This window comes from Nonomuraea thailandensis (genome assembly GCF_024172165.1).
In the GTDB taxonomy this organism is placed as follows: Bacteria; Actinomycetota; Actinomycetes; order Streptosporangiales; family Streptosporangiaceae; genus Nonomuraea; species Nonomuraea thailandensis.
Genome location: NZ_JAMZEB010000002.1, coordinates 4,305,940 through 4,331,894, shown reverse-complemented (window position 1 = coordinate 4,331,894; position 25,955 = coordinate 4,305,940). Strand labels below are relative to the sequence as shown.

Annotated in this window: 23 protein-coding genes; 15 read left to right on the top strand and 8 right to left on the bottom strand. The window is 74.1% G+C overall.

Translation table 11 applies throughout. The features are described from left to right. Positions 1–146 precede the first annotated feature (146 nt). Complete coding sequence (locus HD597_RS23465; RefSeq protein ID WP_253744840.1) at positions 147–449, top strand: hypothetical protein; 303 nt, start codon at positions 147–149, stop codon at positions 447–449. On the opposite strand, the gene HD597_RS23460 is transcribed toward HD597_RS23465, so the two are convergent. Both HD597_RS23460 and HD597_RS23455 read right to left on the bottom strand, forming a co-directional pair. Beyond that, entirely contained in the window at positions 426–1,730 is a 1,305-nt protein-coding gene (locus tag HD597_RS23460; RefSeq protein WP_253744839.1) for a hypothetical protein, read from the bottom strand. The two genes, HD597_RS23465 and HD597_RS23460, sit on opposite strands and share 24 nt — an antisense overlap. A 287-nt stretch (positions 1,731–2,017) precedes the next feature. Next, on the bottom strand, positions 2,018–2,590 hold the full coding sequence (locus tag HD597_RS23455) for a TetR/AcrR family transcriptional regulator (RefSeq protein ID WP_253744838.1): 573 nt from the start codon (positions 2,588–2,590) through the stop codon (positions 2,018–2,020). Positions 2,591–2,677: 87 nt separating this feature from the next. Here HD597_RS23455 and HD597_RS23450 point away from each other — a divergent pair, with 87 nt between their 5' ends. The 4 genes from HD597_RS23450 (at position 2,678) to HD597_RS23435 (ending at position 5,662) form a co-directional block, all read left to right on the top strand. Continuing rightward, on the top strand, positions 2,678–3,493 hold the full coding sequence (locus HD597_RS23450) for an NAD(P)H-binding protein (RefSeq protein ID WP_253744837.1): 816 nt from the start codon (positions 2,678–2,680) through the stop codon (positions 3,491–3,493). A 289-nt stretch (positions 3,494–3,782) separates the two neighbouring features. Further along, positions 3,783–4,178, top strand: coding sequence for a pyridoxamine 5'-phosphate oxidase family protein (locus HD597_RS23445; RefSeq protein WP_253744836.1), 396 nt, complete (start codon positions 3,783–3,785; stop codon positions 4,176–4,178). 13 nt (positions 4,179–4,191) lie between these two features. Beyond that, positions 4,192–5,043, top strand: a complete 852-nt coding sequence (locus tag HD597_RS23440; RefSeq protein ID WP_253744835.1) for a haloalkane dehalogenase — start codon at positions 4,192–4,194, stop codon at positions 5,041–5,043. Positions 5,044–5,083: 40 nt separating this feature from the next. After that, entirely contained in the window at positions 5,084–5,662 is a 579-nt protein-coding gene (locus HD597_RS23435; RefSeq protein ID WP_253744834.1) for a TetR/AcrR family transcriptional regulator, read from the top strand. Here HD597_RS23435 and HD597_RS23430 read toward each other — a convergent pair. Next, the gene (locus HD597_RS23430; RefSeq protein WP_253744833.1) at positions 5,652–6,920 is read right to left on the bottom strand and encodes a serine hydrolase domain-containing protein; all 1,269 of its coding nucleotides are present in this window, start codon (positions 6,918–6,920) and stop codon (positions 5,652–5,654) included. The two genes, HD597_RS23435 and HD597_RS23430, sit on opposite strands and share 11 nt — an antisense overlap. Before the next feature lie 152 nt (positions 6,921–7,072). On the opposite strand from HD597_RS23430, the gene HD597_RS23425 reads away from it, so the two are divergent. Together HD597_RS23425 and HD597_RS23420 are read left to right on the top strand one after the other, a co-directional pair. After that, entirely contained in the window at positions 7,073–7,891 is an 819-nt protein-coding gene (locus tag HD597_RS23425) for an NAD(P)H-binding protein (protein ID WP_253744832.1), read from the top strand. 21 nt (positions 7,892–7,912) lie between these two features. After that, positions 7,913–9,136 carry an epoxide hydrolase family protein gene (locus HD597_RS23420; RefSeq protein WP_253744831.1) on the top strand — a complete coding sequence of 408 codons (1,224 nt, stop codon included), beginning with the start codon at positions 7,913–7,915 and terminating at the stop codon, positions 9,134–9,136. A 98-nt stretch (positions 9,137–9,234) separates the two neighbouring features. On the opposite strand, the gene HD597_RS23415 is transcribed toward HD597_RS23420, so the two are convergent. Next, the gene (locus HD597_RS23415; protein ID WP_253744830.1) at positions 9,235–12,621 is read right to left on the bottom strand and encodes an ATP-binding protein; all 3,387 of its coding nucleotides are present in this window, start codon (positions 12,619–12,621) and stop codon (positions 9,235–9,237) included. Between the two features lie 375 nt (positions 12,622–12,996). Here HD597_RS23415 and HD597_RS23410 point away from each other — a divergent pair, with 375 nt between their 5' ends. Then, positions 12,997–14,259: a metallopeptidase family protein gene (locus tag HD597_RS23410; RefSeq protein ID WP_253744829.1), complete on the top strand. Its 1,263-nt coding sequence runs from the start codon at positions 12,997–12,999 to the stop codon at positions 14,257–14,259. 121 nt (positions 14,260–14,380) lie between these two features. Here HD597_RS23410 and HD597_RS23405 read toward each other — a convergent pair whose 3' ends face one another. Then, positions 14,381–14,623 carry a hypothetical protein gene (locus HD597_RS23405; RefSeq protein ID WP_253744828.1) on the bottom strand — a complete coding sequence of 81 codons (243 nt, stop codon included), beginning with the start codon at positions 14,621–14,623 and terminating at the stop codon, positions 14,381–14,383. A gap of 229 nt (positions 14,624–14,852) precedes the next feature. On the opposite strand from HD597_RS23405, the gene HD597_RS23400 reads away from it, so the two are divergent. Then, a complete protein-coding gene (locus HD597_RS23400) occupies positions 14,853–15,473 on the top strand; it encodes a hypothetical protein (RefSeq protein WP_253744827.1) in 621 nt (206 codons plus the stop codon). Between the two features lie 71 nt (positions 15,474–15,544). Further along, positions 15,545–16,309 carry an IclR family transcriptional regulator gene (locus HD597_RS65925; RefSeq protein WP_253744826.1) on the top strand — a complete coding sequence of 255 codons (765 nt, stop codon included), beginning with the start codon at positions 15,545–15,547 and terminating at the stop codon, positions 16,307–16,309. 16 nt (positions 16,310–16,325) lie between these two features. Here the strand turns inward: HD597_RS65925 and HD597_RS23390 are convergent, their stop codons facing one another. Then, a complete protein-coding gene (locus HD597_RS23390; RefSeq protein ID WP_253744825.1) occupies positions 16,326–17,591 on the bottom strand; it encodes an MFS transporter in 1,266 nt (421 codons plus the stop codon). Positions 17,592–17,665: 74 nt separating this feature from the next. Here HD597_RS23390 and HD597_RS23385 point away from each other — a divergent pair, with 74 nt between their 5' ends. Further along, positions 17,666–18,121, top strand: coding sequence for a helix-turn-helix domain-containing protein (locus HD597_RS23385; RefSeq protein ID WP_253744824.1), 456 nt, complete (start codon positions 17,666–17,668; stop codon positions 18,119–18,121). A gap of 67 nt (positions 18,122–18,188) precedes the next feature. Here the strand turns inward: HD597_RS23385 and HD597_RS23380 are convergent, their stop codons facing one another. Further along, complete coding sequence (locus HD597_RS23380) at positions 18,189–21,059, bottom strand: hypothetical protein (protein ID WP_253744823.1); 2,871 nt, start codon at positions 21,057–21,059, stop codon at positions 18,189–18,191. Positions 21,060–21,062: 3 nt separating this feature from the next. On the opposite strand from HD597_RS23380, the gene HD597_RS23375 reads away from it, so the two are divergent. After that, positions 21,063–21,440 carry a hypothetical protein gene (locus tag HD597_RS23375; RefSeq protein WP_253744822.1) on the top strand — a complete coding sequence of 126 codons (378 nt, stop codon included), beginning with the start codon at positions 21,063–21,065 and terminating at the stop codon, positions 21,438–21,440. Positions 21,441–21,601: 161 nt separating this feature from the next. Here HD597_RS23375 and HD597_RS23370 read toward each other — a convergent pair whose 3' ends face one another. Further along, positions 21,602–22,390, bottom strand: a complete 789-nt coding sequence (locus tag HD597_RS23370; protein ID WP_253744821.1) for an ABC transporter ATP-binding protein — start codon at positions 22,388–22,390, stop codon at positions 21,602–21,604. 91 nt (positions 22,391–22,481) lie between these two features. Here HD597_RS23370 and HD597_RS23365 point away from each other — a divergent pair, with 91 nt between their 5' ends. The 3 genes from HD597_RS23365 to HD597_RS23355 all read left to right on the top strand — a co-directional run bounded on the left by HD597_RS23365 (position 22,482) and on the right by HD597_RS23355 (position 25,954). Further along, complete coding sequence (locus HD597_RS23365; protein WP_253744820.1) at positions 22,482–23,501, top strand: ABC transporter substrate-binding protein; 1,020 nt, start codon at positions 22,482–22,484, stop codon at positions 23,499–23,501. Between the two features lie 5 nt (positions 23,502–23,506). Then, entirely contained in the window at positions 23,507–24,283 is a 777-nt protein-coding gene (locus HD597_RS23360; protein ID WP_253744819.1) for an ABC transporter permease, read from the top strand. Between the two features lie 72 nt (positions 24,284–24,355). After that, entirely contained in the window at positions 24,356–25,954 is a 1,599-nt protein-coding gene (locus HD597_RS23355; RefSeq protein ID WP_253744818.1) for an AMP-binding protein, read from the top strand. Position 25,955: the final 1 nt, after the last annotated feature.

Genomic DNA, 25,955 nt, shown 5'->3' with positions numbered 1-25,955 from the left:
ATCGGTGCAAATCCGCATTGTCGGCGCAAGTGAAAAGAGCTGTACCGCGGATGTGCGTTTCTACTACCGAAGGGAGGATTCCCACCTCGGCTGAAAGCCTGTGTGTCTGAGTTGGGACAATACGCGCCGCGATCATGTGCGATTGTATGATCGCGCACCAAGTGCGTGATCGCCCAAAAGAAATGAGCGGCCCTCCTGTGGTGGCAGGAAAGCCGCTCGCACGGCTCACCACGATCAAGGACGAAGGAAACCGCATGAAAAGACTACTCGCACGCCCCGCCGCGCAGGAAGCGGAGCCCAGGGAGAAGGTGCTGCCTCAGCGCTGGGTCGTCATCCTCACCGCCTCCACGCTGGGCGGCAGCGTGGTGGGAAGTGCCGCCGAGCCGCTTCCCTGGGGCGTCACGACGGCCCTCGCGATCACGGGGTTACTGCATTCCGTGATGCAGTGACCCGGCCGGAGCAGGCGGGGGATATCTGAACTCCTGCACCCCGGCGAACGTCTGCGGCCCGGTGATGCCGTAGCCGTGGGCGGCCTCGCTCTCCAGGTGCAGGGGGCCGACGTCGAGGGTGTCGGCGGTCTCCCAGGCGCCGCCGACACGCTGCTCGACGACGTACAGGAACTCGTTGAAGTCCTGGTCGGACGAGACGAACGTGTTGACGACGGTGAGCGCGCCGCGGCCCGCGCTCACCGATGGCGGGAGGTCCACGCGCTGGTCCTGCCATCGGTGGGCGTGCTGCACGGGCAGCGGCTGCCAGGCGCCCGCCGGGACGCCGTTCACCGTGATGCCGGCGCGTTGCCTGCCGATGCCGGCGTCGAGGCGGCGGGTCAGCCGCACGCCGGTGTTGGCCGGATCGACCGTCACGGTGAACCGGCTCGAACCGCCGGGGCCGAACGCCCGGCCGTCGTCCACCAGGGGGCGGTCCGGTGCCCCGGATCTGGCCTGGTGCGGCACCCAGATGCCGACCAGGAGCCCGAGCGTGGCGGCGGTGAGCGAGGCGAGGGCGGCGATCGCGAACGACCGCCACCGGAACCGGGTCCGCGCGTTCCCGCCTTCCGCGGCGGGCCGGACGCCGTCGCCGGGCACGCTCTGTGGCGCCTGCCCGGCCACCCCCGCGTCTTCCGACGGCCGGTCCGGTGCCGTTCCCGCGTCCGCCGGCCGGCCTGGTGTCATGCTCGGATCCGCCCGCGGGCCTGGTGTCCTGCTCGGATCCGCCGGCGGGCGGCCGGATGCCGTTCCCGTCCCTGCCGCCGGCCGGCCGGGTGTGGTGCCTGTCCCCGCCGGAGGCCGGCCCCGCGCCGTGGCCCCGGCCGGCGCGGGCGGGCGGGGTGGGGCGGCCGTGGCGAGTGCGGTGAGCTGGGCCTGGACCTCGGCCTGCGCCCGGGCCGCCATGGCCGCCAGCCGGGCGACCCGTACCCGCTCCCACGCCTGCTCCCACGCGGGAAGCCGCTGCTCGGGAACGTGGCACCCACGCAGGAACGCCACCATCACCGCCTTCTTCGGGAACCGCCGCCCGGCCAGCATGTCGGCACAGGTGGCACGCGGCAGCCGGGTGCCGCCCGCCCGATCGGCCCGCGCCTGCAGCTCCCGCAACGACACGTCGGCCCGCGCGAACTGCTCCGCCAGCAGCCGCACCAGCTCCTCGTGACGGGTCACCGACTCCAGGCCGCGAGGCGGCTCCGCTCCGGCGACCCTGACGTCCTCGGCCCCGTCCAGCTCCCTGCCCATCACCGATAGACCCTGCCTCTCCCGACCGGGGCTGTCCGCCCGCCAACCACCCGTGCCAGTGATGGACAGTGTACGAGCGATGACTCTGCGTACACGAGTGGTTTTTTCGCCGGTGGGATCTCCCGCCCCCGCGCGTGAGGAGACCCCGTCGCGGCGGACCGTGCGCTCGGGCCGTGAGCGCCGACGCGACGGGGGCCGCCGGCCCGGGACGTGACACTACGGGGCGCGGGCTTCAGGCCTGCCTCATCGCGCTGTCATGCGGGGAACGCCCCGGTTGCCGGGCGGCGAAATCAGGAGCGGGCGAGCGAGTCGATCCAGCGCTCCAGCCGTCGGCCCTCCGTCACCAGGAGGCCGGGGTCTCGGAAGGTGTTGGTCAGCAGGGCGGCCCCCTGGTACGCGGCGAACAGCGCGACGGCCAGCTCCCGCGCGTCGGCCCGCCCCATGGCCGCGAACTGGCCCTCCACCCAGTCGAGCAGCCGCCCCATGACCTTGGCGACGGTGCGGTCGAGGCCGTCGTCGCGCTTGTCCAGCTCGGCGGCGAGGGTGCCGGTCGGGCAGCCGTACCGGGCGGTGAGGTCGCTCTCCCCGGCCCATCCCTGGACGAGAGCCTTGAGCCGCTCCTGCGGCGTGCCGAGCCGTTCCAGGGCTTCGACCATGTCGTCGAGGTGGTGGCCGTGCTCCTCGATGGCCGCCTCGATGAGCTGGTCCTTGGTCTTGAAGTAGTAGTAGACGTTGCCCACGGGCACGTCGGCCGCGCGCGCGATGTCGGCCAGGGTGGTCTTCTCGACGCCCTGCTCGTGGAGCACCCGTACGGCGGCGCCGGCCAGCCGCTCCCGCTTCCCCGCCCGTGTTGAGTCAGTCACCTGACTAACTATAGACAGCCCACCGGATCGCCCGCTATGGTCCCGCAAGTAAGTCAGTCAACTAACTAACTCCTTGGGAGTGGATCCATGTTCGTTGTCACGGGTGCCACCGGGAACGTCGGTGGCGAGCTGGTCCGGCTGCTCGCCGCGGCGGGGGAGCGGGTCACCGCGCTCTCACGCCGGCCGGGGCCGTTGCCGGAAGGTGTCCGGCACAGCGCCGGCGACCTGGGTGATCCCGCGAGCCTGAAGGCCGCCTTCGACGGGGCCGAGGCGCTGTTCCTGCTCGTCGCCGGGCATGAGCCGCGCGCCGTCCTGGAGGCGGCCGCGGCGGGCGGCGTCCGGCGCGTGGTGCTGCTCTCCTCGCAGGGCGCGGGGACCCGGCCCGGCCTGTACGGGCATCCCGCCGGATTCGAGGAGGCCGTACGCGGGTCGGGGCTGGACTGGACGATCCTGCGGCCGGGCGGCTTCGCCTCCAACGCCCTGGCCTGGGCGGAGCCGATCAGCGCGCACCGCACGGCCGCCGCGCCGTTCGCCGACGTCGCCCTGCCCGTCATCGACCCGGCCGACATCGCCGAGGTCGCCTCCGTGGTGCTGCGCCAGGACGGGCACGCCGGGCGTACGTACGTGCTCACCGGCCCGCAGCCCGTCACCCCGCGCGAGCGGGCCGCGACGATCGGGAAGGTTCTGGGCGCGGAGGTGCGCTTCGTCGAGCAGAGCAGGCAGGAGGCCCGCGCGCAGATGCTGGGGTTCATGCCCGAGCAGGCCGTCGAGGGCACACTCGCCATCCTCGGCACGCCGACGGAGGAGGAGCAGCGGGTCAGCCCGGACGTGGAACGCCTCCTGGGCCGCGCCCCGCGCCCCTTCACCGCCTGGGCCGCCCGCAACATCGAGGCCTTCCGGTGACGCGGCCACTCACCCGTCCATCGGACGCCCAGGCGGCCAGGGCGCTCGCCCGCCTGTCCGGCGCGCAGGCGGCAAGGGCGTTCGGTCGGTCGTTCGTCGGTCAGGCGGCCACGGCTCGTCCGTTCACCGCCCGAACGGCCGGGACGCTTGCGCGTTCGCGCGACGCCCACGCGGCCGGAACGCCTGCCCGCTCATCCGCCTCGCAGGCGCTCGGCCGTGCGTCAGGCTCGGGCGCATGCGGTCGCGCGTCCGGCTCCGGCGTGTCCCGTCGGCGGGAAGGGCCGGCGGCGTGAGGGGCCGCCCACCGCGTACGGCGGAGGCGTTCCTGGCCGAGCCGGCCGTGGCGGCCCTGACCACGCTGCGCCCCGACGGATCCCCGCACGTGGCGCCCGTGCGCTTCACATGGGACCGGGAGGCGGGCCTCGCCCGCGTGCTGACCGTCGCCACCTCCCGCAAGGCCCGCAACCTGGCCGACGCCCCAGGCGGCGGCCGGGTGGCGCTCTGCCAGGTCGAGGGTTTCCGCTGGATCACCCTGGAAGGCCCGGCCACGGTGTCGCACGACCCGCGCCGGATCGCCGAGGCCGCCCGCCGCTACACCCGGCGCTACCTGTCACCGCCGCCCGACCCGCCCGGCCGGGTCGTGATCGAGATCGCGGTCGACCGTTTCCTGCACCTGAACCTCTGAAAGGACCCCTGCCATGCCCGTCCAGCACGTGCTCGACTCCACCATGTCCTACCGTGAGCTCGGCTCCGGCGCGCCGATCGTCTTCCTGCACGGCAACCCGACCTCCTCCCACCTGTGGCGCGACGTCATGCCCGCCGTCGGCCAGGGCCGCCGCCTGGCCCCCGACCTGATCGGCATGGGCGAGTCGGGCAAACCCGCCATCGACTACACCTACGACGACCAGGCCCGCTACCTGGACGCCTGGTTCGACGCCCTCGACCTGGACGACGTGCTGCTCGTCGGTCACGACTGGGGCGGCGCCCTCGCCTTCGACTGGGCCGCCCGCCACCCGGACCGCGTCCGGGGGATCGCCTTCACCGAGGCCATCGTCAAACCGATGACCTGGGAGGAGTTTCCCGAAGGCGGCCGGCCGCTGTTCCGGGCGATCAAGACGGAGGGCGTCGGGGAGAGCATGATGCTCGACGACAACGCCTTCCTTCGCGCCCTGCCGGGCAGCGTCACCACGCCGATGGCCGACGAGGACGCGCAGGCGTACCTGCGGCCGTACCCGACGAGGGAGAGCCGGCTGCCGCTGCTGCGCTGGGCCCGCTCGATGCCGCTGGACGGCGAGCCCGCCGGCGTGGTGGCCAGGATCGAGGCGTTCGGCCGGTGGCTGGCCACCAGCGTCGAGGTGCCCAAGCTACTGATCGACTTCCGCCCCGGGCCCGGCTCCATGTGGACGCGGGAGACCATCGCCTGGTGCCGCGCCACCATCGCGTCCCTTGAGATCGTGGAGCGCGAGGAGGTCGCGGGCCACCACACCCCCGAGGACCACCCCCTGGTGATCGCCTCGGCCCTCGCCGACTGGATGGCCGGGCACCGCTGACCGGCCTGAGCCGTACGAGTGTTGGCCTACACTTGTTGTCATGGCTTTCACCGAGAGATCGGCAGCCACCCGGAACGCCATCCTCTCGGCCGCCAGGAAGCTGCTCGTCGAGCGCGGCTACGAGGCGATGACGATCCGGGCGGTCGCCTCACAGGTCGGCGTGGACCCGTCCATGGTCATGCGCTACTACGGCAGCAAGGCCGGGTTGTTCAACGCGGCAGTGGACGTGGACCTGCAGCTCGACAAGCTCGCCCGGCCGCCCCGCGAGCGGCTGGGCGAGCTGATCGTGCGGCACTTCCTGTACCGCTGGGAGGGCGAGCAGGCCGACGACGTGCTGATCCTGCTGCTGCGCTCGGCCAGCACGAACCCGATGGCCGCCGAGCGCATGCGCGAGGTGTTCGCCACACAGATCACCGCGCTCGTGGGCCGCCTGACGGGCGCGCCCGACGCCGAGCACCGCGCCGCGCTCGCCTCCACCCAGCTCCTCGGGCTGGCGCTGACCCGGTACGTGCTGCGGTTCCCGCCCATGGTGGACGCCGGCGTCGACACGCTCGCCCGCGACATCGGGCCGGTGGTGCAGCACTACCTGACGGGCGGCGCGCAGCCCCTCACGCGGTGATCCGGCTGCGCTCCGCCTCGATGATCGGCTCGATCTGCAGGTCGTAGTTGCACAGGACGACCGCGACCCAGTCGAGGTCGAGGTAGATGCTCCAGTTCGTCGAGCCGCCGGCGATGCCGCCGCCGTGGGAGACGTACCGCCGGTCGTTGTAGATGGACGCCGTCGGCCCGTACGCGTGGAACGCCTCCCCGCGGCGCGGATCCACCGGGCCGCCCTGCCGCAGGGGCGGGCCCGAGACCTTCGCGTTCACGTACAGCTCGGTGTAGGCGCGTTTGAGCAGCTCGTCCCGCTGCAACGCCAGCGCGAACCGCACCAGGTCGGGCGCGGTGGTGAAGCCGTTCCCGCCGCCGGACCCGATGAACGCGCGCGCAGAGTTGCTGCCCTTCACGCCGCCGATGCCGCCCTTGTCCAGATGGCGCACGCCGTCGGCGCGCGAGCCGTCCTCCTGCAGCATGTACGGGTGCGCGATGCGCTCGTCGGCCAGCCACTCCGTCCTGGTGCGGTACGCGGAGTCCGCCATGCCCGCCCGCTCGAAGACGTGCTCGCGGACGTACTCGTGGAACGGCTGCCCGGACACCGCGGCCACCAGCTCCCCGAGCACCTCGTACCCCATGCTGGAGTACTCCTTGCGCGTGCCGGGAGTGAACCGCAGCGTCTGCGACCGGGCGCGGGCGGCGATGTCCCGGTTGCGCTCCTCGACGCTGGTGAAGACGTGCGGGGCCGGCGCGTCGTTGGTGGGGTCGGTCATTCCGGACGTGTGCGTGAGCATCTGGTGGACGGTGACGTGCTCGGCGATCTCCGCGGGGAAGCCGTCCAGGTGGTCGCCGACCGTGTCGTGGAACCTGATCTTCCTCTGCTGGGCGAGCTGCACCACGGCCAGGCCGGTGAAGGGCTTGGACGCCGAGGCCATGGCGTAGATGGTGTCGATCTCGTTGGGGATGCGCCGGTCCTTGTCGGCCATGCCGTACGCGCGGGCCAGCACGTGCCGGCCGCGGTGCGCCAGCAGCACCGTCCCGGAGAACTGGTCGCGCTCGGCCAGATCCCTGATGTAGCGGTCGAAGGCGCCGCCCGGGCGCAGGTCGGCCGGGATCCTGCCCGAGCCGGCGGCTGCGGCTGTGCCGGCGGTGCCGGCGGTGGCGGCTGTGGTGGCGGCTGTGGTGGCGGCGGAGGCGGCCGGCGCGCCGCTCGCGGTCAGGGGGACGGCTCCGAGCAGGCCGAGCGCGGTCCGCCTGGACGGCCGGGGCTCGTGTCCGGTCATGGGCGCCTCTTCTCCTCGTGATCTTCGCGGGGGTGGGCACGATGCAACCGCGTGCGGCGTTTCCGCGGTGTTTCCGCCGTCTAGCGGGTGCTATTTCGCGTGTGGCGCCTCCTGTCCGACAGAGGAGAACACCATCGGACAGGAGAACACGGATGACGATTCTCGTGACCGGCGCCACGGGGACTGTCGGCCGCCGCATCGTGGGGCAGCTCGTCGGGCGGGGCGCGCGCGTACGGGCGCTGACCAGGAACCCCGGCAAGGCCGCGTTCCCCGGCGAGGTCGAGGTGGCCTGCGGCGATCTGACCTCGCTGGAGACGCTGGCCCCGGCGCTGGAGGGCGTGACCGCCCTGCACCTGATCACGTTCGGGGGCGACGACTACGCGCCGCTCGAGAACGGGCGCGAGCTGGTCGAGCTGGCGGCCAAGGCGGGCGTGAGGCGCGTCAGCGTGCTGAGCAGCTTCGACGAGACCTCGGTGGAGGAGGCGCTGCGGGCCGGTGACCTGGGGTGGACGCAGTTGCTGTGCGTCGAGTTCATGGCCAACGCCTTCGACTGGGTCGCATCCATCCGGGAGGAGGGCGTGGTGCGGGTCTTCGGCAACCATCCCGGCGCCGTGGTGCACGAGGCCGACATCGCCGCGGTGGCCGTGGCGGCGCTGACCGAGGAGGGGCACGCGGGAGAGGCGTACGTGCTGACCGGGCCTGAGGCGCTGACACCGCAGGAGCGGGTGCGGGTGATCGGCGCGGCGATCGGGCGGGAGCTCGGGTTCGAGGAGCAGAGCGAGGAGGAGTACCGCGCCTCCATGCGGGCGGCGGGGGTGGGGGACGACCTGATCGAGTTCGGGGTCCAGCTCGGCGCGAACCCGCCGGGGGCCGCCGCCGTCGTGCAGCCGACCGTGGAGCGGGTCACGGGCCGCCCGGGGCGCACGTTCGCCCAGTGGGCCGCCCAACACGCCGCCGCATTCCGCATTTAAGAGCTAAAGAGAGGAAATTTCATGACAATTCACCCGTTCCGAATCGAGATCCCGCAGCAGGACCTGGACGACCTGCGTGCCCGCCTGGCCATGACCCGCTGGCAGGACCAGCTCCCCGGCACCGGCTGGGAACGCGGGGTGCCGGTCGGCTACCTCAGGGAGCTGGCCGAGCACTGGCGCACCGGCTACGACTGGCGCGCCCACGAGGCCAGGCTGAACGAGCTGCCCCACTACACCACCACGATCGACGGGCAGCGCCTGCACTTCGTGCACGTCCGCTCCGAGCGGGCCGACGCGCTGCCGCTCATGCTGCTGCACGGGTGGCCGGGCACGTTCGTGGAGTTCCTGGACGTCATCGAGCCGCTCTCGCGCGACTTCCACCTGGTCATCCCGTCGCTGCCCGGCTTCGGCTTCTCCGCCCCGCTCTCCGCGACAGGCTGGGACGCCGCCCGCTCCGCCAGGGCGTTCACGGAGCTGATGGCCGGGCTCGGCTACACCCGCTACGGCGTGCAGGGCGGGGACGCCGGCGCCTTCATCGCGCCCGAGATGGGCAAGCACGCCCCCGACCACGTCGTAGGCATCCACCTCAACGCGGCGCTCACCTTCCCCATGGGCCAGGACGGGGAGATGGACGGGCTGTCGGAGGAGGAGCGCGGGCGCTGGTCGGCCATGGAGACCATGAACGACGGGTACCTCCAGACGCAGTCCAAGCGGCCGCAGACGGTGTCGTACGGGCTGCACGACTCGCCGGTGGGGCAACTGGCGTGGATCATGGAGAAGTTCAAGGAGCTGACCGAGCCCGTGGCGGGGCTGCCGGAGGAGTCGCTCGATCGCGACCTCATGCTCACCAACGTGAGCATCTACTGGCTGACGGGGACGGCGGGGTCGTCGGCGCAGTTCTACTACGAGAACATGAGCGCCGCGGATTGGGCGGATTCGGCGGGCTGGGAGGCCCCCGGCGAGGCAGGTGCGCCGGGGGAGCGGGGCGCGGGGGCGAGTGACTCCGCGGCCGGCCCGGCAGCGGGCTGGGCCGAGGCCGGCGACTGGGCCGCCCCTGCCCGGGGCACCGTTCCCACGGGCGTGCTCGTGTCCAAGGCGTGCGACGTCACCATCCGCTCCTGGGCCGAACGCGACCACAACATCGTGCACTGGACCGAATTCGACCAGGGCGGGCACTTCTTCGCGGCCGAACAGCCCGCCCTCTTCGCCGAGGACGTCACGACCTTCTTCGCCAAGCTCGGCTGACGTCCTCCCGGCCGCGCCCGGCCGCCGCCGGCGCACCACCCGGCACCGGCCTCAGGCGCCCCGCGGTGCCGGATACCGCACGGCCGGCACCCGCGCGGTCAGGTGGACCAGCGCACCTCCGAGGCCGGCTGGTAACGGCACGCCGAGCCGGTCGAGACCGAGGCGCGCAGGTGGGCGGCCAGCTCGGGATGGCGCTGGTCGAGCTGGCGCAGCGTGTTGCGGATCCGGTTGGTGACCGCCTTGCGGGCGCGCTCGGCCTCGTCCCCGAGGCGCCGGGGCCGGCCGCCCAGACCGGCGGCGGTGCGCAGCTCGTCCAGCAGCGCCTGCCGCTCCGCGTCGTACTCGGCCGCACGGCGCTCCTCGCCCAGCTCCACCGCCCGGTCGATCTCCTCGTCCAGCAGCTCCAGCCGCCTGCGGTAGCGCTTCCTGGCCTCCGCGTCGAGCACGTCGTCGCCGCCCATGCCGCGCGCCGCGATCACCACCTGACCGCCCGGCGGGTTGAGCAGCTCGACCGCCGGCACGTCGCTGCCGGGCCGGTCGAGCAGGACGCGCAGGTCGGCCAGGCCCTTGGAGTCGGGCAGGTGCACCGTGCGGTCGGCGAAGGTCAGCGCCCACACCTCGCCGTCGAAGCGGAAGGCGGCGGCGCCGGGGCTCGGCAGGCGTACCAGCATGCCGAGCTCCGCTGCCTCCCGCTCCACCTGCTCGATCAGCGCGGAGGCGTCGTCGCCGCGGGCCTGCAGCACCTCCGCCAGGCGGGCCCGCGACTCGACCGACCAGGGCCGCGCGCCCAGGACGTCGGCCGCCTGGTAGGCCGCGGTGAAGCCGGCGACGGCGTCGTCCCAGCGTTCCTGGGCGGCGTCCAGCACGGCCGCCCAATGGGCGTACGGGCCCTCGACGGCGACGGTCGCGGTGACGCCCCACTGACCCACGTACGGGGAGATCGCGGCCCGGGCGTGCTCGCAGAGCACCGGATCCTTCGAACGGGCCGCCGCCTGCGCCTGGAACCTCAGCCACAGCGGCGCCATCCAGCGCAGGTACTGCTCGCCCGCCGCCATGATCTGCGCCAGGTGCCGCATGGCGGCCTCGCTGCCACCGCCCCGCTGCACCGCCGTCACGGCCTGGTAGAGCGGGAAGTGCTGGCTGCCGGCATGTCTCATCTCGGTCAGCACGGTGTCGGCCACGTCGAACCGGCCCCTGAGCAGGGCCGCCGACCAGCGTTGCATCCAGCGCAGGTCGCGCCTGCCGATGCCCGGCTGCTCGCCGAGGTCGTAGGCGGCGTCGATGCAGGTGTCGGCCTCGTCGAAGCGGCCGGTGAGCGTGGCGAACGCGGCCTTCAGCACGGCGGCCTCGTGCCGGAACAGCGCCAGCCCCGAGGACTCCGCCCAGGCGGTGAACGCGTGCTGCTCCGTCAGGCAGCGCGGGTCGCCGAGCTCCAGCAGGGCTCCGATGCGCCAGGAACGGGCGGTCAGGCCGAGCTGATCGTCACCCGTACGCCCGGCCACCGCCGACAGCTCGTCGGTGATCGCCAGCCGCTCGGCCGTGGTGCCCGGGCCCCAGATGACGCCCAGCCTGGACATGAGGCTGTACCCGAGCGCCTCGTCGTCCGCGCCCTGCCTGGCCAGGTCGGCCGCCACCGCGGTCAGCTCGCGCGCCGCCACGTGCAGCCGGTCCTCACCACCCGCCGGCGCCGCCACCGCCTCCGGACCGCCGCCCTCGCGCCCGCCCGCCCCCACACCCGGGCCCTTGCCGGCGGGCGCCTGTGCGCCTGCGCTGACGGCCGGGCCCGCACCCAGGCCGGAGTTCGCGCCAGCGGGCGGAGCGGGCCATGGGGTGGTCTGCGGCGGCGGCGCGGGAGTGGCGCGGCGCACCAGCTTGCGGTGGGCCTCGTGGACGAAGCCGGTCCAGCGGCCCTGGCCGGTGGAGCAGAGGTCGTGCAGCTTCAGGGCCGCGATGGCCAGCAGGTCGGGGTGGTCGAGGTGGTGGGTGAGCGCGAGGGCCGCTTCCAGGCTGCGCACTCCCGCGGCGGTGTCGCCTGCCCGGTGCCGCGCCACGCCCAGGTCGAGCCCGATGGTGGCCCGCCGGCGCAGGCCGGAGGGCGGCGTGAGATCCAGGGCGCGGCGGAAGTGGCCCGCCGCCTCCTCGTACGCCATCCGCCCCTCGGCGTCGCGGGCCGCGGCCAGGAGCAGATCGGCCGCGCCGGGCACGGCGGCCAGGTAGGCGTGGTGGGCGCGGACGGCGGGCAGCGCGGTGTCGAGCGCCGCCAGGGCGGACGCGTGCAGGGCGGCCCGGCTCGGCTCGCCGAGCTCGGCGTAGAGGGTCTCGCGCACCAGGTCGTGCACGAACGCGTGGTGTCCGGAGCCGCGCGAGACGACGAGCTTGGCCGAGACGGCCTGGTCGAGCGCCTTGCGGACGAAGCCGGGAGAGACCGGGGCGGGACCGCCCCGGCGCGCCGGTGGTGAGCCGCCGTCGGAGAGCGGGCGGGCGCCCGTGAGGTCATCCGGTCGCGGGCGGGCGCCCATGAGGTCATCCGGTCGCGTGCGGGCGAGCTCAGGCGCGGCGCCTCCGGCGGCTGCGTGGGCCGTCGCGGTGACGCCGTCGCCATGCGCGGGGCCGGGGCCAGGCACGGCGCTGCCACGCCGGGCTCCGGCGACCGGCGACGACGCGTGAGTCAGGGCCCGGACCAGGCTTTCCTCGGTGAACTCGCGCCCCAGCACCGCCGCCATCCGCAGCGTGTCCAGCACGCCGCCCGCCAGCCGCGACAGCCGCCGCCGGATCGCCGCGCCCACTCCCGGCGGGATCGTGGCGAGCGGGCTGCCGCCCTGCCACAGGCGTGCCGTCTGCTCCACGAAGAACGGGTTGCCGCCCGTGCGCTGATGGATCTCGGCGACCAGCCCGGCCTCCGGGGCCACCCCCGTCGTCAGGGCCACCAGCCGCTCCACACCGCCCAGGTCGAGCCCGGCCAGCGTCAGGGTCGTGGCCTTGGCCTCCAGGGGAAGGCTGAGCGGCCCGTCCACCTCCGCGTCGCGGTAGGTGCCGATCACGAGCAGCCGCTCGAACCAGGCGTGCCGCACCACGAACTCCAGCAGCCGCAGCGACGCCGTGTCCGCCCAGTGCAGGTCTTCGAGCACGACCACCACCGGCTGCTCCCGCGAGGCGTCCACCAGCAGCGCCGTCACCGCGTCGTAGAGCTGGAACGCCTCCGCCTCGGCCCCTGCCAGGCTCTGCGGCGTGGCCCCGGGGGCGAGCTGCCTGACCACCTGCACCCACGGCCAGTAGCCCGGCGCGCCCTCGCCCTCCCAGCAGGCGCCGGTGAGGAGCCTGGCGCCCCCGCGCACGGCCTCCTGGGCGGCGCTCGCCACCAGCGCGCTCTTGCCGATGCCCGCCTCGCCCGTCACCAGGACCAGCGCTCCGTGGCTGGCCAGCGCGCGCTCCACCTCGCCGCGCAGGACGGCGGCGGGTCGTTCGCGCCCGATGAGCATGGCCATGCCGGAACCCTACGCGGGCGCACCGACAAATCCCGGCCGAGACCCGGGCGGCCCGGCGGCCCCGTGGCGGGGGATGAAAGTTTCAGCGGGAACGCGCAGGTCGGCGGAGGTCCTCCGGCGCCCCGTTTGACGCCCGCCCCGGGGCGTGCGATCAAGTCTCGTGCAGGGGCGGCCGCCCAGCGCGATTCGGCTGACGTCCCAACGAAAGCCGCCCCGACGTCGGCCGTCCCACCGCAAGCCGTCCCAGCGCAGGGGACGGCGGTCGGCCGCGAAAACGTACGCCCCCGAGCCGGGCCTTGAGGAAGCGCGCCCTTTCTCAAGGCCCACGATGATCAAGGCCCTCGAATGTTAGCGCTACCAGAACGGAGGACCGGCGTGAAGAAACGCATGAGACGCCTGGCCATCCTGCCCATCCTGCTCATCTGTGGCTTCCTGCTCCCGGCCCGCCCGGCCCTGGCGGACACGAACGTGGCGATGACCGCGACCCCCACGGCCTCGTACACCTCCCCCTGGGAGAGCGTCGCGGCGATCAACGACGGCATCGACCCCCCGAGCTCGAACGACACCGCCAACCGCCGCTGGGGAACCTGGCCCAACACCGGCTCCCAGTGGGCCGAGCTCACCTGGAGCGCCGCCCAGCCGCTCACCTCGGCCGAGGTGTACTTCTTCGACGACGGAGGCGGCGTGCGCGTCCCCGCCTCGTGGAAGCTGCAACGCTGGACAGGCAGCGCGTACGCGGACATCCCGGGCGCCTACCCGATCGCCGTCAACGCCTACAACAAGGTCACCTTCGCCTCGGCCGTGAGCACCACCCGGCTGCGGGTCGTGCTGCAGAGCGGGCAGGCCTCGGTCGGGCTGCTGGAGGTCAAGGCGTGGACCGCCGGCTCGTCCGGCGGCACGGGCTGGAACCCGCCGGGCAACCTGGTCACCCCGCTGAACGAGGTCTGGCAGCACCAGGAGAGCACGTACCCGAACCTGTACGGCTTCCGCAACTACGGCTGGGACCAGATCATGGCCAACCGCGGCTCGATCAACTACTGCGTCCGCTGGGACTCCAGCGCCTCGGTGACCGCCGCGCAGCGCGACCAGATCCACGCCACGCTGGCCCGCCAGTTCAAGAAGTGGATGGACCTCATGGCCGGCCACAACGGCTGGCCGTACAGCAGCGTGCCGCTGAAGGTGGTGGGCTGGGCCGTGCGCGACCGGGCGCAGCTCCAGTGGAGTGACACCTCCGTGGACATCTACGTCAACAACATCCGCGAGAACGCGCCCCAGTGCGCCGAGGCGTGCGGCCGGTTCTTCAACCAGAGCGGCAACTACCCGAACTGCCCGGGCGGCGCCTCCCACCACTACGACATGTCGCTCTGGCTGACCGCCGGCTTCGGCGGCGGCGCGGGCGGCGACTGGGGGCAGCGGCTCGGCAGCGAGTACTACATGTCCAACCTCAACGCCGACAACATGCACATCCTGCTGCACGAGATCGGGCACTCGTTCGGCCTGGACGACTTCTACGACTGGACGCCGACCGGGGTGTGCTGCTTCCTGATGAAGGCGGGCAGCGCGTCGTCGATCACGGAGTTCGACGCGTGGATGTTCCGCGACTGGTGGCGGCATCTGAAGAGCCGCTACGGGTTGTAGATCGCAGGGTCGCAGCGCGGCGTCCGGCGGTGCCGGACATCGACGCCGGCCGTGAGCACCGGCACGAACGCCGCGCTGCGAACTTACGGGCGGCCCCGGGCAGGGGCCGCGGGGGGACGGGTCAGTGCTGGACGCAGCCGGACGACTCCTTCGAGCCCACCGGCACCTTGACCCCGACGCCGGCCGCCTCGACCCCGGATATGCACACCGGGACCTGGTTTCCGTTGAGGACGCTGTTCCCGTTGAGCGTGCTGATCGTGCTGTCGATGCCGCTGGGGACGGTGGCGGCCGCCGGGCCGGCGACTACCGCGAGCGCGAACGCGCCGGCGAGGGTGAGGGTGGCGATGCGGGCTGAGTGACGCATGAAGATGCCTCTCTGTCGGTGGAGGGGACGATGGGTTCCGTGAATGGGTCTTGCCGGAGCGGATGGTTACGGAACGTAGCGGCCGGCTACGGTGCGCTGTCAGAGGTGCGACCGATGGCTGTCGAACCCGCAACCCCCTTCCGTACGTCTAAGGCCCCCCACCCGCCCTGCCTGGGCGAACACGAAATTCGCGTGCGCCGTGAGCGCGTCCTGGTGTTGCATGAGCCGGATGATCGACGAACCGCTGGAACGGCTCCGCGCCGCCGCCCGGCGCACCCGCGAACTGGCCCTGAGCCGGGCGGCCACCGGCCTGAGCCACGAGGACGCCGACGACGACGTCGGCACGATCGGCACGGACGGCGCCGTCGGGTTCGACCCGTTCCCCCTGCTCGAAGCCCTCCACGACCACGGCGTACGGGCCGTCGTGATCGGGCAGGTCGCCGGCATCATGCACGGATCCGCCGAGCTGACCGGCGACCTGGACCTGCTCTGGGGCGGCGTCCCGGCGCACGCCCCGGCCCTGGCCGCCGCCTTCGCCTCCGTCGGCGCCCGGCTCGCCGGCGACGCGGGCGAGCCCATGGAGGTCCGCCCCGAGGCCTTCCTGCGCCCCAAGGTGCGGTTCACCGCGCCCGGCGCGGGCGGCGACTGCTGCACCCCGGCGCTGCCCTGGGGTGACCTTGACGTCCGGGAGCTCCTCGATCGCGCGATCACCGCGGTCGGTCCGGGCGGCCTGGAGGTGCACCACGTCTCCCGCGACGACCTGATCCGCATGCGCCGCGCCCTGGGCCGCCCCAAGGATCTCCGGCGAGCGGACGAGCTGGCCGCCCTGGCCGCGGACCGCCGGAGCTGACCAACGCATGCGGTCCGGCCGCATGAGAGGGTGAGCGGCAGGTAACCGTTCGACCGACGAGTGAGGATCCCGTGCCTTCGAACCAGGCTGAAGACGCCGGCGGCGTGCGCAGCGTGCAGCGGGCGTTCGACATCCTGTCGCTGCTCACCGAGGACCGGCGGACGCTGACGATCCGCGAGGTGGTGGAGGAGACCGGGCTGGCCAAGACCACCGCCCTGCGGATGTTGCAGACGCTGGAGCACATGGGGCTGCTCTGGGCCACGCCGAAGGGTTACGCGGCGGGCCCGGCCCTGTGGCGGTGGGCGCACCTGGCCCGCAACGCCTGGGAGCTGCCGCCGGAGACCGTGCAGCTCATGCGGGAGCTCGGGGCGCGGCAGCGGGAGACCGTCAACCTCTACGTGCTGCGTGACGTGCACCGCGTGTGCATCGCGCAGCAGGAGAGCCCGCAGCCGCTGCGGCACGTGGTGCGGGTGGGCGACGAGCTGCCGCTGTGGGCGGGCGCGTCCTCCAAGGTGCTGCTCAAGGACGCGCCGGAGCGGCTGCTCGAACGGGTGGCGCGCTCCTCGCCGTACGGGGAGGAGCACGTGGCGACGTTGCGGGAGTGGGCCGCGCAGGCCGAGCGTGACGGGTACGCGGTGAGTCACGGCGAGCGCGAGCCGGGCCTGTCGGCGGTGGCCGTCCCGGTCACCGGCGGGTCGAAGGCGACCGTCGCCTCGCTCACGCTGAGCGGGCCCACCGTCCGCTTCACCGGCGAGCGCGTCGAGGAGTTCAGGGCGGACCTGATGGAAGTGGCCAGGCGCATGTCGGAGCGCGGGTTCGAGCACCCGCTCACCTGAGCGTCCGGCACGGAGCTCACCCGGGCGGGCGTGACGACGGCAGCAGGCAGAGCGTGACCAGCGACGACAGGAGGGTCACGGCGCAGGCGGCGTTGAGCGCCACCGGCAGGCCCGACAGCTCGCTCAGCGCCGGGCCCGCGAAGGCGCCGGTCATGGTGGCGGCGGCCTCCACGGTGAGGAACACGGCGGTGACGCGGCCGAGGAGGTTCCCGGGGGTGGCGCGCTGCACGTACGTCTGCACCGCGACCAGCACCGTCACCCCGGGCAGCCCGAGCAGCACGGCGGCGGCCAGGGCTGCGGGCAGCGAGGCGCTGTTGAACAGCAGCAGGAAGGCGGCGCCGGCGAGTGCCTGCGCCGTGGCGATCACCCGCCTCGGCGCGAGGCGGTCGACCAGGCGGCGGCTGACGGGTGCCCCGAGCAGGAAGCCGAGCCCCAGTGCGGACAGCAGGTAGCCCACCTCGGCGCTCCCGCCGAACGTGGCCACGCCGAACGGGATGAGCAGGGCGGTCAGGGCGGCGTTGGCGAGCAGGTACACGCCGTCGGAGGCCAGCAGCGCCCGCGTGCCCGGCGCCCGCCGCACCACTCTCAGCCCCTCCCGGACCGCGGCCGCCACGCCCGCACCGCTCACCGCCACGCCCGCACCGCTCACGGGCGCCTTCGTGACGGCGCCGGGTGGGGCGCCGGGTGGGGTGCCGGGGGTGGGGTGCGGCCGGGGGGAGGTGCGGGCGATCGCCGTGGCCGACAGCAGGCCGGCCGCTGCCGCCGCGGCGACGACCGCCTCGACGCCGGACGTCGCGAACAGCAGCCCGCCCAGCGGCGGCCCGGCCAGCCCGACCACGCCCGTGGTGACGGCGCTGACGGCGTTCGCGCTGGTGAGGGCGGGGCCGGTGCCGACCGTGGCCGGGATGTGCGCCCGCACGGCGGGACGGAAGAACACCGACGCCGCCCCCTGCCCCAGGACGGCCACGTACACGAGCCAGATCGTCTCGGGCGTCCTGGCGAGCAGCACGACGGAGATCGCCAGCGCGTGCGCCAGGTTGGTCGCGATCATCAGGCGGCGGCGGTCCCACCGGTCGGCCAGCACGCCGGAGACCGGCCCCAGCAGCAGGGACGGCAGGTGCTCGAAGGCCAGCGTGACACCGGTGGCCAGCACGGAGCCGGTGACGGCGTAGACGTGGGCGGGGACGGCGACGACCAGCATGCTCGTGCCGAACCCTCCGGCGGCTCCCGCCGCCCAGAGATACCGGAAATCACGGACGCGCAGGGCATGGCCTTGCGGCATCGCTGCCCCTCCTCTCAGCGGAATTATTCTCACAAGAGAGAACATGGCGCTGATTATTCTGTCAAGATAGAGGGGTGGATGTTGTGGAACTGGGCCGGCGGCTGCGCGCCCGCCGGGCCGCGCTCGGCCGCACCGTGGCGTCGGTGGCCACCGACGCCGCCCTCTCGGTGCCGTACGTCGCCAACCTTGAGAACGGGCGGGGCAACCCCACCGTCTCCGCCCTCGACCGGCTCGCCGAAGCGCTCGGCACCCGGCTCGTGATCGCGCTCGCCGATCCCGGCCCCGGCGCCGAGCCGGGCGCGCCGGCTCCGCCCCCGTCGCTGGTGGAGTTCACGCGCGGCCGCCGCTTCCGGCGCGCGGCCTCCATGCTGGCGCAGACCCTGGGAGAGGAGGACGCCGCGGTACGCGCGAAGCTGGCGGCGGCGCTGGCGGCCGTGGCCGTCCCGCTGGGGCGCGACCTCGGCGAGGGCGACTGGCAGCGCCTGCTGGACGCCCTGGTCCTGATCCTCGCCCATCCGTCGAACGAATGACTGACGGAAATCTACAACGTAAAGTCGCCCGGCTCGACGGACCCCGCTCACCGATCAGTGGCGCACATCAGCGGGCGGCGCGCTGCCACAGCGCGTTCCAGCCGCCGTGCCCCAGCCAGGCGACCGGGACGTGAAGCCCCTCACCGGCGACGCGCGCCCAGAACGTGTCCAGGTCCGCGCCCAGCTCCACGGCCCCCGGGAGCGCGCGCTGCCACGGGCCGGACGGGTCGTCGAGGTCCGAGCGGGGGAATCCCGGCATGCTCGTCCTGCCCGGCTCGCTCACGGGCACGGTCGGCAGGCGGGGATCCGAGGGCCAGGACGTGACCGCGACGACCAGAGAGCACAGCACCGCCGTGTCGGCGTGGCGGGCCACCTGCTGGGCGAGCACGGGGTCGCCGGCGCGCGCCAGGCGGCCGACGGCGGCGCGGATCCTGCGGGCGACGAGCTCCATCGAGCGAGCGGGCGCGACGGCGTCGTAGCGGGCGAGCCTCCGGAGCGAGCCGGGCAGGGGCGTGTCGAGCAGGAGGAGCGCGAGCCGCGGACGTCCCCCGGGTCCGGCCGAATCAGGGCGTTCCTCGGAACCGGCCGCGTCAGGGCGTTCCTCGGAACCGGCCGCGTCAGGGCGTTCCCCGGAGCCGGCCGGTTCCCCGGGCTCCGGCGCGTGGGGGCGTTGCCCGGGCGCATGGGGGCGTTCTCCGGGTTCGGCCGTGTGGGGGCGCCGGGCGGCGGGCAGCGCGGCGAGGGCCTGTTCGAGCGGGCGCACCCCGGTGGCCCGCCACAGTGCCGCCAGGCCCACCGACGGCAGCTCGTCCCGGCAGAGGCGCTCGACGCGGTCGGCGGACAGGCGGCGCAACGCGGTCACGAGCTCGACGTGCGGCAACGCGTCCAGGGCCGGGCCGGGACCGGCCTGCGCGCCGGCTGCGGTGGCCATGGTGGTGGCAACAGTGGTGGCGATGGCGGTGGCGGGCGGCGCAGCCGGGCGGGGAGCGTACAGGGATCGGAGGGTGTGCAGGGCGTCGGAGGTGTCCTGAGCCGCCAGGGCGTCGGCCGCGAGCCGCGCCAGCGCCCCGCTGACCTCCTGGAACGTGCGGTCGGCGCGGCGCCGCCCGCCCGGCCGGGGCTCGGGAAGGTGTTCGCGGGCGGGCGGCCCGATCGGCTCGTCAGGAACGGGCGAGGGGAGGGCGGCAGCCCAGGCGAGAACCTGCCGGCGCAGGTCAGGGTCCGGGTCGGCATTGAACCGGGCACGGATCTCGCCGGCGCGCCAGCCGCGGGCGTGCGGTTCGAGCTCGATGTTGGCGACGATCCGGCCGCTCTCGTCGCGCAGCGCCACCAGGGCGGACCTGCCCTCCTCGGCGGCTTCGACGTAGGGCAGGGAGGCGATGCAGTTGCCCATGTACGTGGCCCACTGGGCGAGCATGCGCGCGTTGCGGCCGAACTCCAGGCGCACCTGGGCGCCGGGCAGGAGGGCGCCGTCGAGCGTGAGCAGCGGCTCGGGGATGCGGAAGGCGGTGGTGAGCCGCTCGGTGACGCCCAGGCCGGCGAGGAGCCGGTCGGTGAGGTCCGGCCAGGTGCGGGCCTGCCGGGACGGCCGCCCGCCGAACGAGACGAGCTGCGCCGCTCCCGCCAGGGCCGAGGGGATGGAGCGGAGCGAGGGGACGAGCTGCCGCTCGTCGTCCGGAGCGGGGGCGCAGTCGACGTAGGGATAGCGGGGGCCGTACTCCACGTCGGCCTGGTCGTGGCCCTTGAGCTGGGCGAGCGTGTCGGCGAGCTCGGCGTACCAGAGCAGGTCGCCCGCCGTCTCCTCCTCGGCCGGCGCCGCGCCGGGGCTGCTCTCCAGCCGTTCCATGAGCGGAGGGCGGTCGACGGCGACCGGCGGCTGGGCCCAGTGGGCGGGGTCGCGGTGGCCGAGGTAGCCGACGCTGTCGCGCCAGTCGCGCAGGTTCGCCACCGACCATTCTCCGAGCTGGTCCCGGTACTCCAGGATGCGGTCGGTGACGACGTCCAGGACGAGTTCGGCGTACTCGGCCGCTCTGGCCAGGCGCTGCCGGACGTACGGCTCGGAGGGGTTGCCGAGCTGGGCGGCCAGGTCCCTGACGAAGCAGCCGGGCCGGGCGGGGAGCCCGGCGAGGCCGGGGACGCGGCGGGCGGCGTCGCGGGCCTCCTCGGAGCGCATGGCACGGGCGGCGGCGGTGAGCACGGCGGTGGAGCGGTTCATGCCCTGGACGACGCCGTGGTCGCCCACGTTGACGGCGGTACGCGCCAGGGCCGTGGCGGCCAGGGCGTCGGCCATGGTGCGGCGCATGAACATGGTCGCCTGCCAGGCATGGGGGTACCAGCGGGCGGCTTCGGCGATCGACGGGTCGTGGCCGAGGTCGCGGCGGATCTGCTCGATGAGCTGCGCGTCGTCGTAGGCCCGGTAGCGGGTGGTGAGCTCTTCGAGCCTGTTCTGCTTGCTCTGGGTGGCGCGCCGCCGTCGCGTGCGCCGGAGCTGTTCCTGATGGGCCGAGACCTGCCGCCACAGGTCGAGGAGGAGGTCGAGCCGCCGCTTGCGGGGGTAGGGGGCGAGGACCTGTTCGAGGTGGGCCGCCATGGTGGAGGCGGCGGCCTTCGGGGTCGGGTCGAGCGCGGGGACGTCCACGGTCAGGAGGTGGACGAGCTGTTCGGGGCCCAGCACGCCGCTGGCGGCGGAGGCGAGCTGGAGCGCGGTCCAGCGGCCTTCGGTGATGGCCCGGCTCGCAGCGGCGGCCAGCGGTCTGGTGGCCTCCGTGCCGAACAGCGCGACCAGGACGCCCGCGCGATCGCCCAGGCGGTCCAGGCCGTCCAGGCCGAGGAGCCGCAGGGCGGCCAGTACGGCGTCGCGCCGGTCGCCGCGCGCGCCGTGGAGGCGGGCGGAGACGAAGCCGGGGGTGAGCGCGATGCCGGCCCCGGCCGCCGTCACACCGTGATCGCCGCTCTGGAGGAGCCGGGCCAGGGCCGTCACGGCGGGGCCGGGGTCCGCTCCGGCGGGACCGACCACGACGGGCGCGCCGCCGCCATCTCCAGCCCGGCCGCCACCTCCAGCGCCGCCACCTCCAGCGCCGCCGCCTCCAGGACCGGCTCCGGCACCGGCAAGGTGCCCGGCACCGGCAAGGTGCCGGGCACCGCCGGCGGCGGCGTGCCCGGGGGTGTGCTCGTCCGTCACCGGCCGCCCGCCGGCGTCCCGTACCTGCTGGTCCCGTCCCGTCACCACACCGAAGGCCATCCGCACCACACGCACATGATTCGGGCAAGAGCAGGCTCCAGGCAACCGGAATTCGCCGCCCACGCGAGCGCGGGCTGACGGCTGCGGCGGGTCGGCCAACGCGAGGGGAGGCGGCGAGGAGCGGCGCGTGGGGCGGATCGTCGGTGCGGCCGGGGAGCCGCGCACCCCGCACTTCCCCGGCCTCGCCCGGCGCGGCGAGCAGCCGGGCCGGGCGACTACGCGGACCGGATCCGCGCCGCCTACCGCTGAGGAGCCGGGGGCGGTTCGGCGGCGGCGCGGCGGGCGCCGAGCACCTCGTGCAGTTCGGCGGAGCAGCGGGCCAGGTCGGCGGCGTGGGCGTGCTGGCCGAGGGTGCGCGGCCGGGGCACGTCCACGTCCACGACGGTGAGGATGCGGCCGGGCCGCGGGGTGAGGACGACGACGCGGTCGGCGAGCAGCACGGCCTCCTCGATCGAGTGGGTGACCAGGACGACCGTGGCGGCGTGCTCCATGTGGATCTGCTGCAGCTCGATCGACAGCTCCTCGCGGGTGAGCGCGTCGAGGGCGGAGAACGGCTCGTCCATGAGCAGCACGCGGGGCCGCTGGATGAGCGCCCGGCACAGCGCGACCCGCTGCTGCATGCCGCCGGACAGCTCGTGCGGCAGCCGCCGGTGGAAGGCCTCCAGCCCGACCATCTCCAGCAGACGGTGCGCGTGCGCGCGGTGCTCCTGGCGGGGCCAGCCGAAGATCTCGACGGGCAGCAGGACGTTGTCGAGCACGCTGCGCCAGGGCAGCAGGGCGGGGCGCTGGAACATGATGGCCACGTCGCGGCGGGGCCTGACGACGGGTTCGCCGCCGACGCGTACCTCTCCGGAGGTGGCGGTGAGCAGGCCGGCGATGAGGCGCAGGAGCGTGGACTTCCCGCAGCCGGAGCGGCCCACGACGGCGGTGAACTCGCCGTCGGCCACGTCGAGGTCGAGCTCGCGCAGCGCTTCCACGGCGCCTCGGCGCCCGCCGAACACCTGGGAAACCTCGCGCAGCAGGATCACCTGAGGACCTCCTGATCCCGATGGTATGCGAGGAGCGGCTCACAGGCCCGGGCGTCTTGACCGTCGCTCAGGGTCCGTCATGATCTGGGGCATGAGGCGAGTGCCGCGCGTCATCACGATCACCGTTCTGGTCGCGACGTTCTCCCTCCCCGCCGCCTGCGGCTCGGGGGAGCAGGAGCCGTCGCCGGCCCGGCCGGCCGCCGATCGGGTCACGTGGGTGACCGGGTTCGGCGCGTTCGGCCGTGAGGCCTACGTCTACGTCGCGCAGGAGAAGGGCTTCTTCAGGGAGGCCGGCATCGAGGTCACCGTTCAACCCGGTCAGGGCAGCGGTGAGAACCTGGCCGCGGTGCTCGGCGGCCGGGCGCAGTTCGCCGCCGTCGACTTCACGGCCACGCTGATCAGCGCCGCCGGGGGCAAGGCGGAGGGCGCGGTCGCGGTGGCGGCGCTGCACCAGCGCACGCTGGCCGCGCTCATGGCGCTGGACGGCAGCGGGATCAGCCGGCCGAAGGACCTGGAGGGCAAGACCGTCGCCGACACCGCGTCGTCGGTGATCAGGATGATGTTCCCCAGCTACGCCCGGCTGACCGGGGTGGACGCCTCGAAGGTGAAGTGGGTCAGCCTGCAGCCCGCCCAGCTCGCCGCGAACCTGGCCTCCGGGCAGGTGGACGCGATCGGCCAGTACGTGGTCGGCCAGCCCACCGTGCGCAACGCCGCCAAGGGCAAGGAGATCAAGGTCCTGCCGTTCGGGGACGTCATCACCGACCTGTACGGCTCGGCCGTGACCACCTCGGCCACGGTGGCGACCGGCCGGCCGGACCTGGTCAGGCGGTTCACCGGCGCGCTGCTCAAGGGCCTGGCGTACGCGGTGGAGCACCCGCAGGAGGCGGCGGGGATCCTGGTCGCGAAGCAGCCCGCGCAGAACGCCGAGGTGGCCGCCGCCGAGCTGGCCCTGATGGCCTCCTACGTGCGCCCGGCCGACGGGACGCCGATGGGGGCGATGAGCAGGGAGCGCGTGGAGCGCGCGATCACCGTGCTGCGCACGGCCGGCGCGTTCGACGAGCAGCTGACGCCGGAATCGGTGGTCTCCTTCGACCTGCTGCCCAAGGGCTGAGCCGGGTGGAGCGCGGCCGCGACGCGGTGAGCGCGGCGGGCTGGTCCACGCTGGGCGTGGTCGTCGCGGTCGGCGCGTGGGCGCTGGTGGCGTCGGCGTTCGCGATCCCGGAGATCATCCTGCCCTCGCCCGCCGGCGTGGTGGCGGCGTTCCTGCGCCTTCCCGGGTACCTGCTGGAGCAGGCCGTCATCACGCTGGGCGAGACGGTGCTCGGGTTCGTGCTGTCGGTGGTGTGCGGGCTGGCGATCGGGATGGCGATCGCGGCGTTCCGGGTGGCGGAGCTGATGTTCTATCCGCTGCTGGTGGCGTTCAACGCGGTCCCGAAGGTGGCGCTGGCGCCGCTGCTGGTGGTGTGGATGGGATTCGGGCAGCAGCCGAAGGTGGTCATGGCGCTGCTGGTGTGCTTCTTCCCCGTCGTGCTGTCGGTGGCGGGCGGGCTGGCCGCGACGCCGCCGGAGCTGGTGGAGCTGGCCAGGTCGCTCGACACGCCGCGGTGGCAGACGTTCGTGAAGATCCGGTTCCCGGGCGCGTTGCCGCAGGTCTTCGTGGGGTTGAAGGTGGCGATGCCGCTGGCGTCGGTGGGCGCGGTGATCGGGGAGTTCAGCGCGGGGGACGCGGGGCTGGGGTTCGTGATCGTGCAGGCGGGCGGGAGCTCGGACACGGCGCTGGCGTTCGCCGCCATCGGGCTGCTCGGCATCATGAGCATCGCGTTGTTCTACGCGCTGGTGCTGGTGGAGCGGCTGCTGCTGCCCTGGGTACGGGAGACCGCGGCCGTCCGCTGAGCCGGGGTGCGTTCCGTCGCGGCGCGGGCGGGTACGCGTACCTCCTGTCCTGAGGAAAGGCCTGGTGCGCAGATGCTCGGAAGGCTGGCCGACCTGGGCGGCTTCGGACTCGAAGCCGCCCCCGCGCTCATCCGCAACGGGCTGCTCGGCCCGGTGCACCCCTCCGCGCTCGCCCGCGTCGTGGAGGCGTACCGGCACTTCCACCTGACGCCCGCCACGGGTTCGGCCGCCGCGGCGGCGCGCTGGCCCGACCGGCCGGCCGTCGTGGACGAGGCGGGGACGCTCACGTTCGCCGAGCTCGACGCCCGGGCCGCGGCGCTGGCGGCGGGCCTGCACCGCAGGCTCGGGGCGGGGCCCGGCAGGACGGTGGCGGTCATGTGGCCCAACGACCGGGGGTTCGCTGAGGCGGTCGCGGCCGTGTCCCGGCTGGGGGCCGACCTGCTGCTGCTCAACACCGGGCTGGCCGGGCCGCGCCTGCGGGACGTGCTGCGGCGGGAGGGCGTGCACGCGCTCGTCGCCGACCCCGGCCTGCCCCGGGTCGACTTCGACGGGCCCCGGACGGGCGACCTGGACGCGCTGATCAGGGAAGGCGGCGGTGCGGGTGAGGCGCCGATCCCGCGGCGGGCCGGACGGCTGGTGCTGCTCACGTCCGGGACGACCGGGGTGCCCAAGGGGGCGCCGCGGCGGCTCTCCCCGGCCGGCGTGATCGAGCCGTTCCTGGCGATGCTGACGACCGTGCCGGTGCGCGGCGGGGAGCCGATGCTCATCGCGCCGCCGCTGTTCCACGGGCTCGGGCTGCTCTGGTACGCCGCCGCGCTCGTGCTCGGCTGCCCGGTCGTGCTCATGCGCCGCTTCGACCCCGAGGCCGTGCTCGACGCCCTCGACCGGCACCGGGCCGGAACGCTGGTGGCCGTGCCCGTGATGCTGAGACGCCTGCTGGCCTGCGCGCCCCGGCGGCTGCCGCACCTGCGCGTGGTGGTCTGCGGCGGCTCGGCGCTGCGGCCGGACCTGGCGACCGCGTTCATGGACGCCTACGGCGACGTGCTGCACAACCTCTACGGCTCCACGGAGGCCGGCTGGGCCGCCCTGGCCACCCCCGCCGACCTGCGCACCGCCCCCGGCACCGTCGGCCGCCCGCCGCGCGGCGCGACCGTGCGGATCGAGGGCGCCGGCGGGCGCGAGCAGCCGGCCGGGCAGGTGGGGCGGGTGCTCGTCGGCGGCGGCCTGACGTTCGGGGCGGGCGGAGGATCGGACGGGCTGCTCGCCACGGGCGACCTCGGGCACCGGGACGAGCGGGGCCTGCTGTTCATCGACGGGCGCGACGACGAAATGATCGTCTCCGGTGGAGAGAACGTGTTCCCCCAGGAGGTGGAGAACGTCCTGGCCCGCGTCCCCGGCGTGGCCGACGTGGCGGTGCTCGGGGTGCCGGACGAGGAGTACGGGCAGCGGCTGGCCGCGTACGTGGTCGCGGCGGAGGGGGCCCGGCTGTCGGCGGCCGAGCTCAGGCGGGCGGTCAAGGAGGAGCTGGCCGGGTTCAAGGCGCCGCGCGACGTCGAGTTCGTGCCGTCGGTGCCGCGGAACCCGACAGGGAAGGTGGAGCGGGACCGGCTCGTCAGGGGAGAACACGCGATCCAGGGCGTCGGCCACCCGGAGAGCCGGCCCGGGGTGTGAC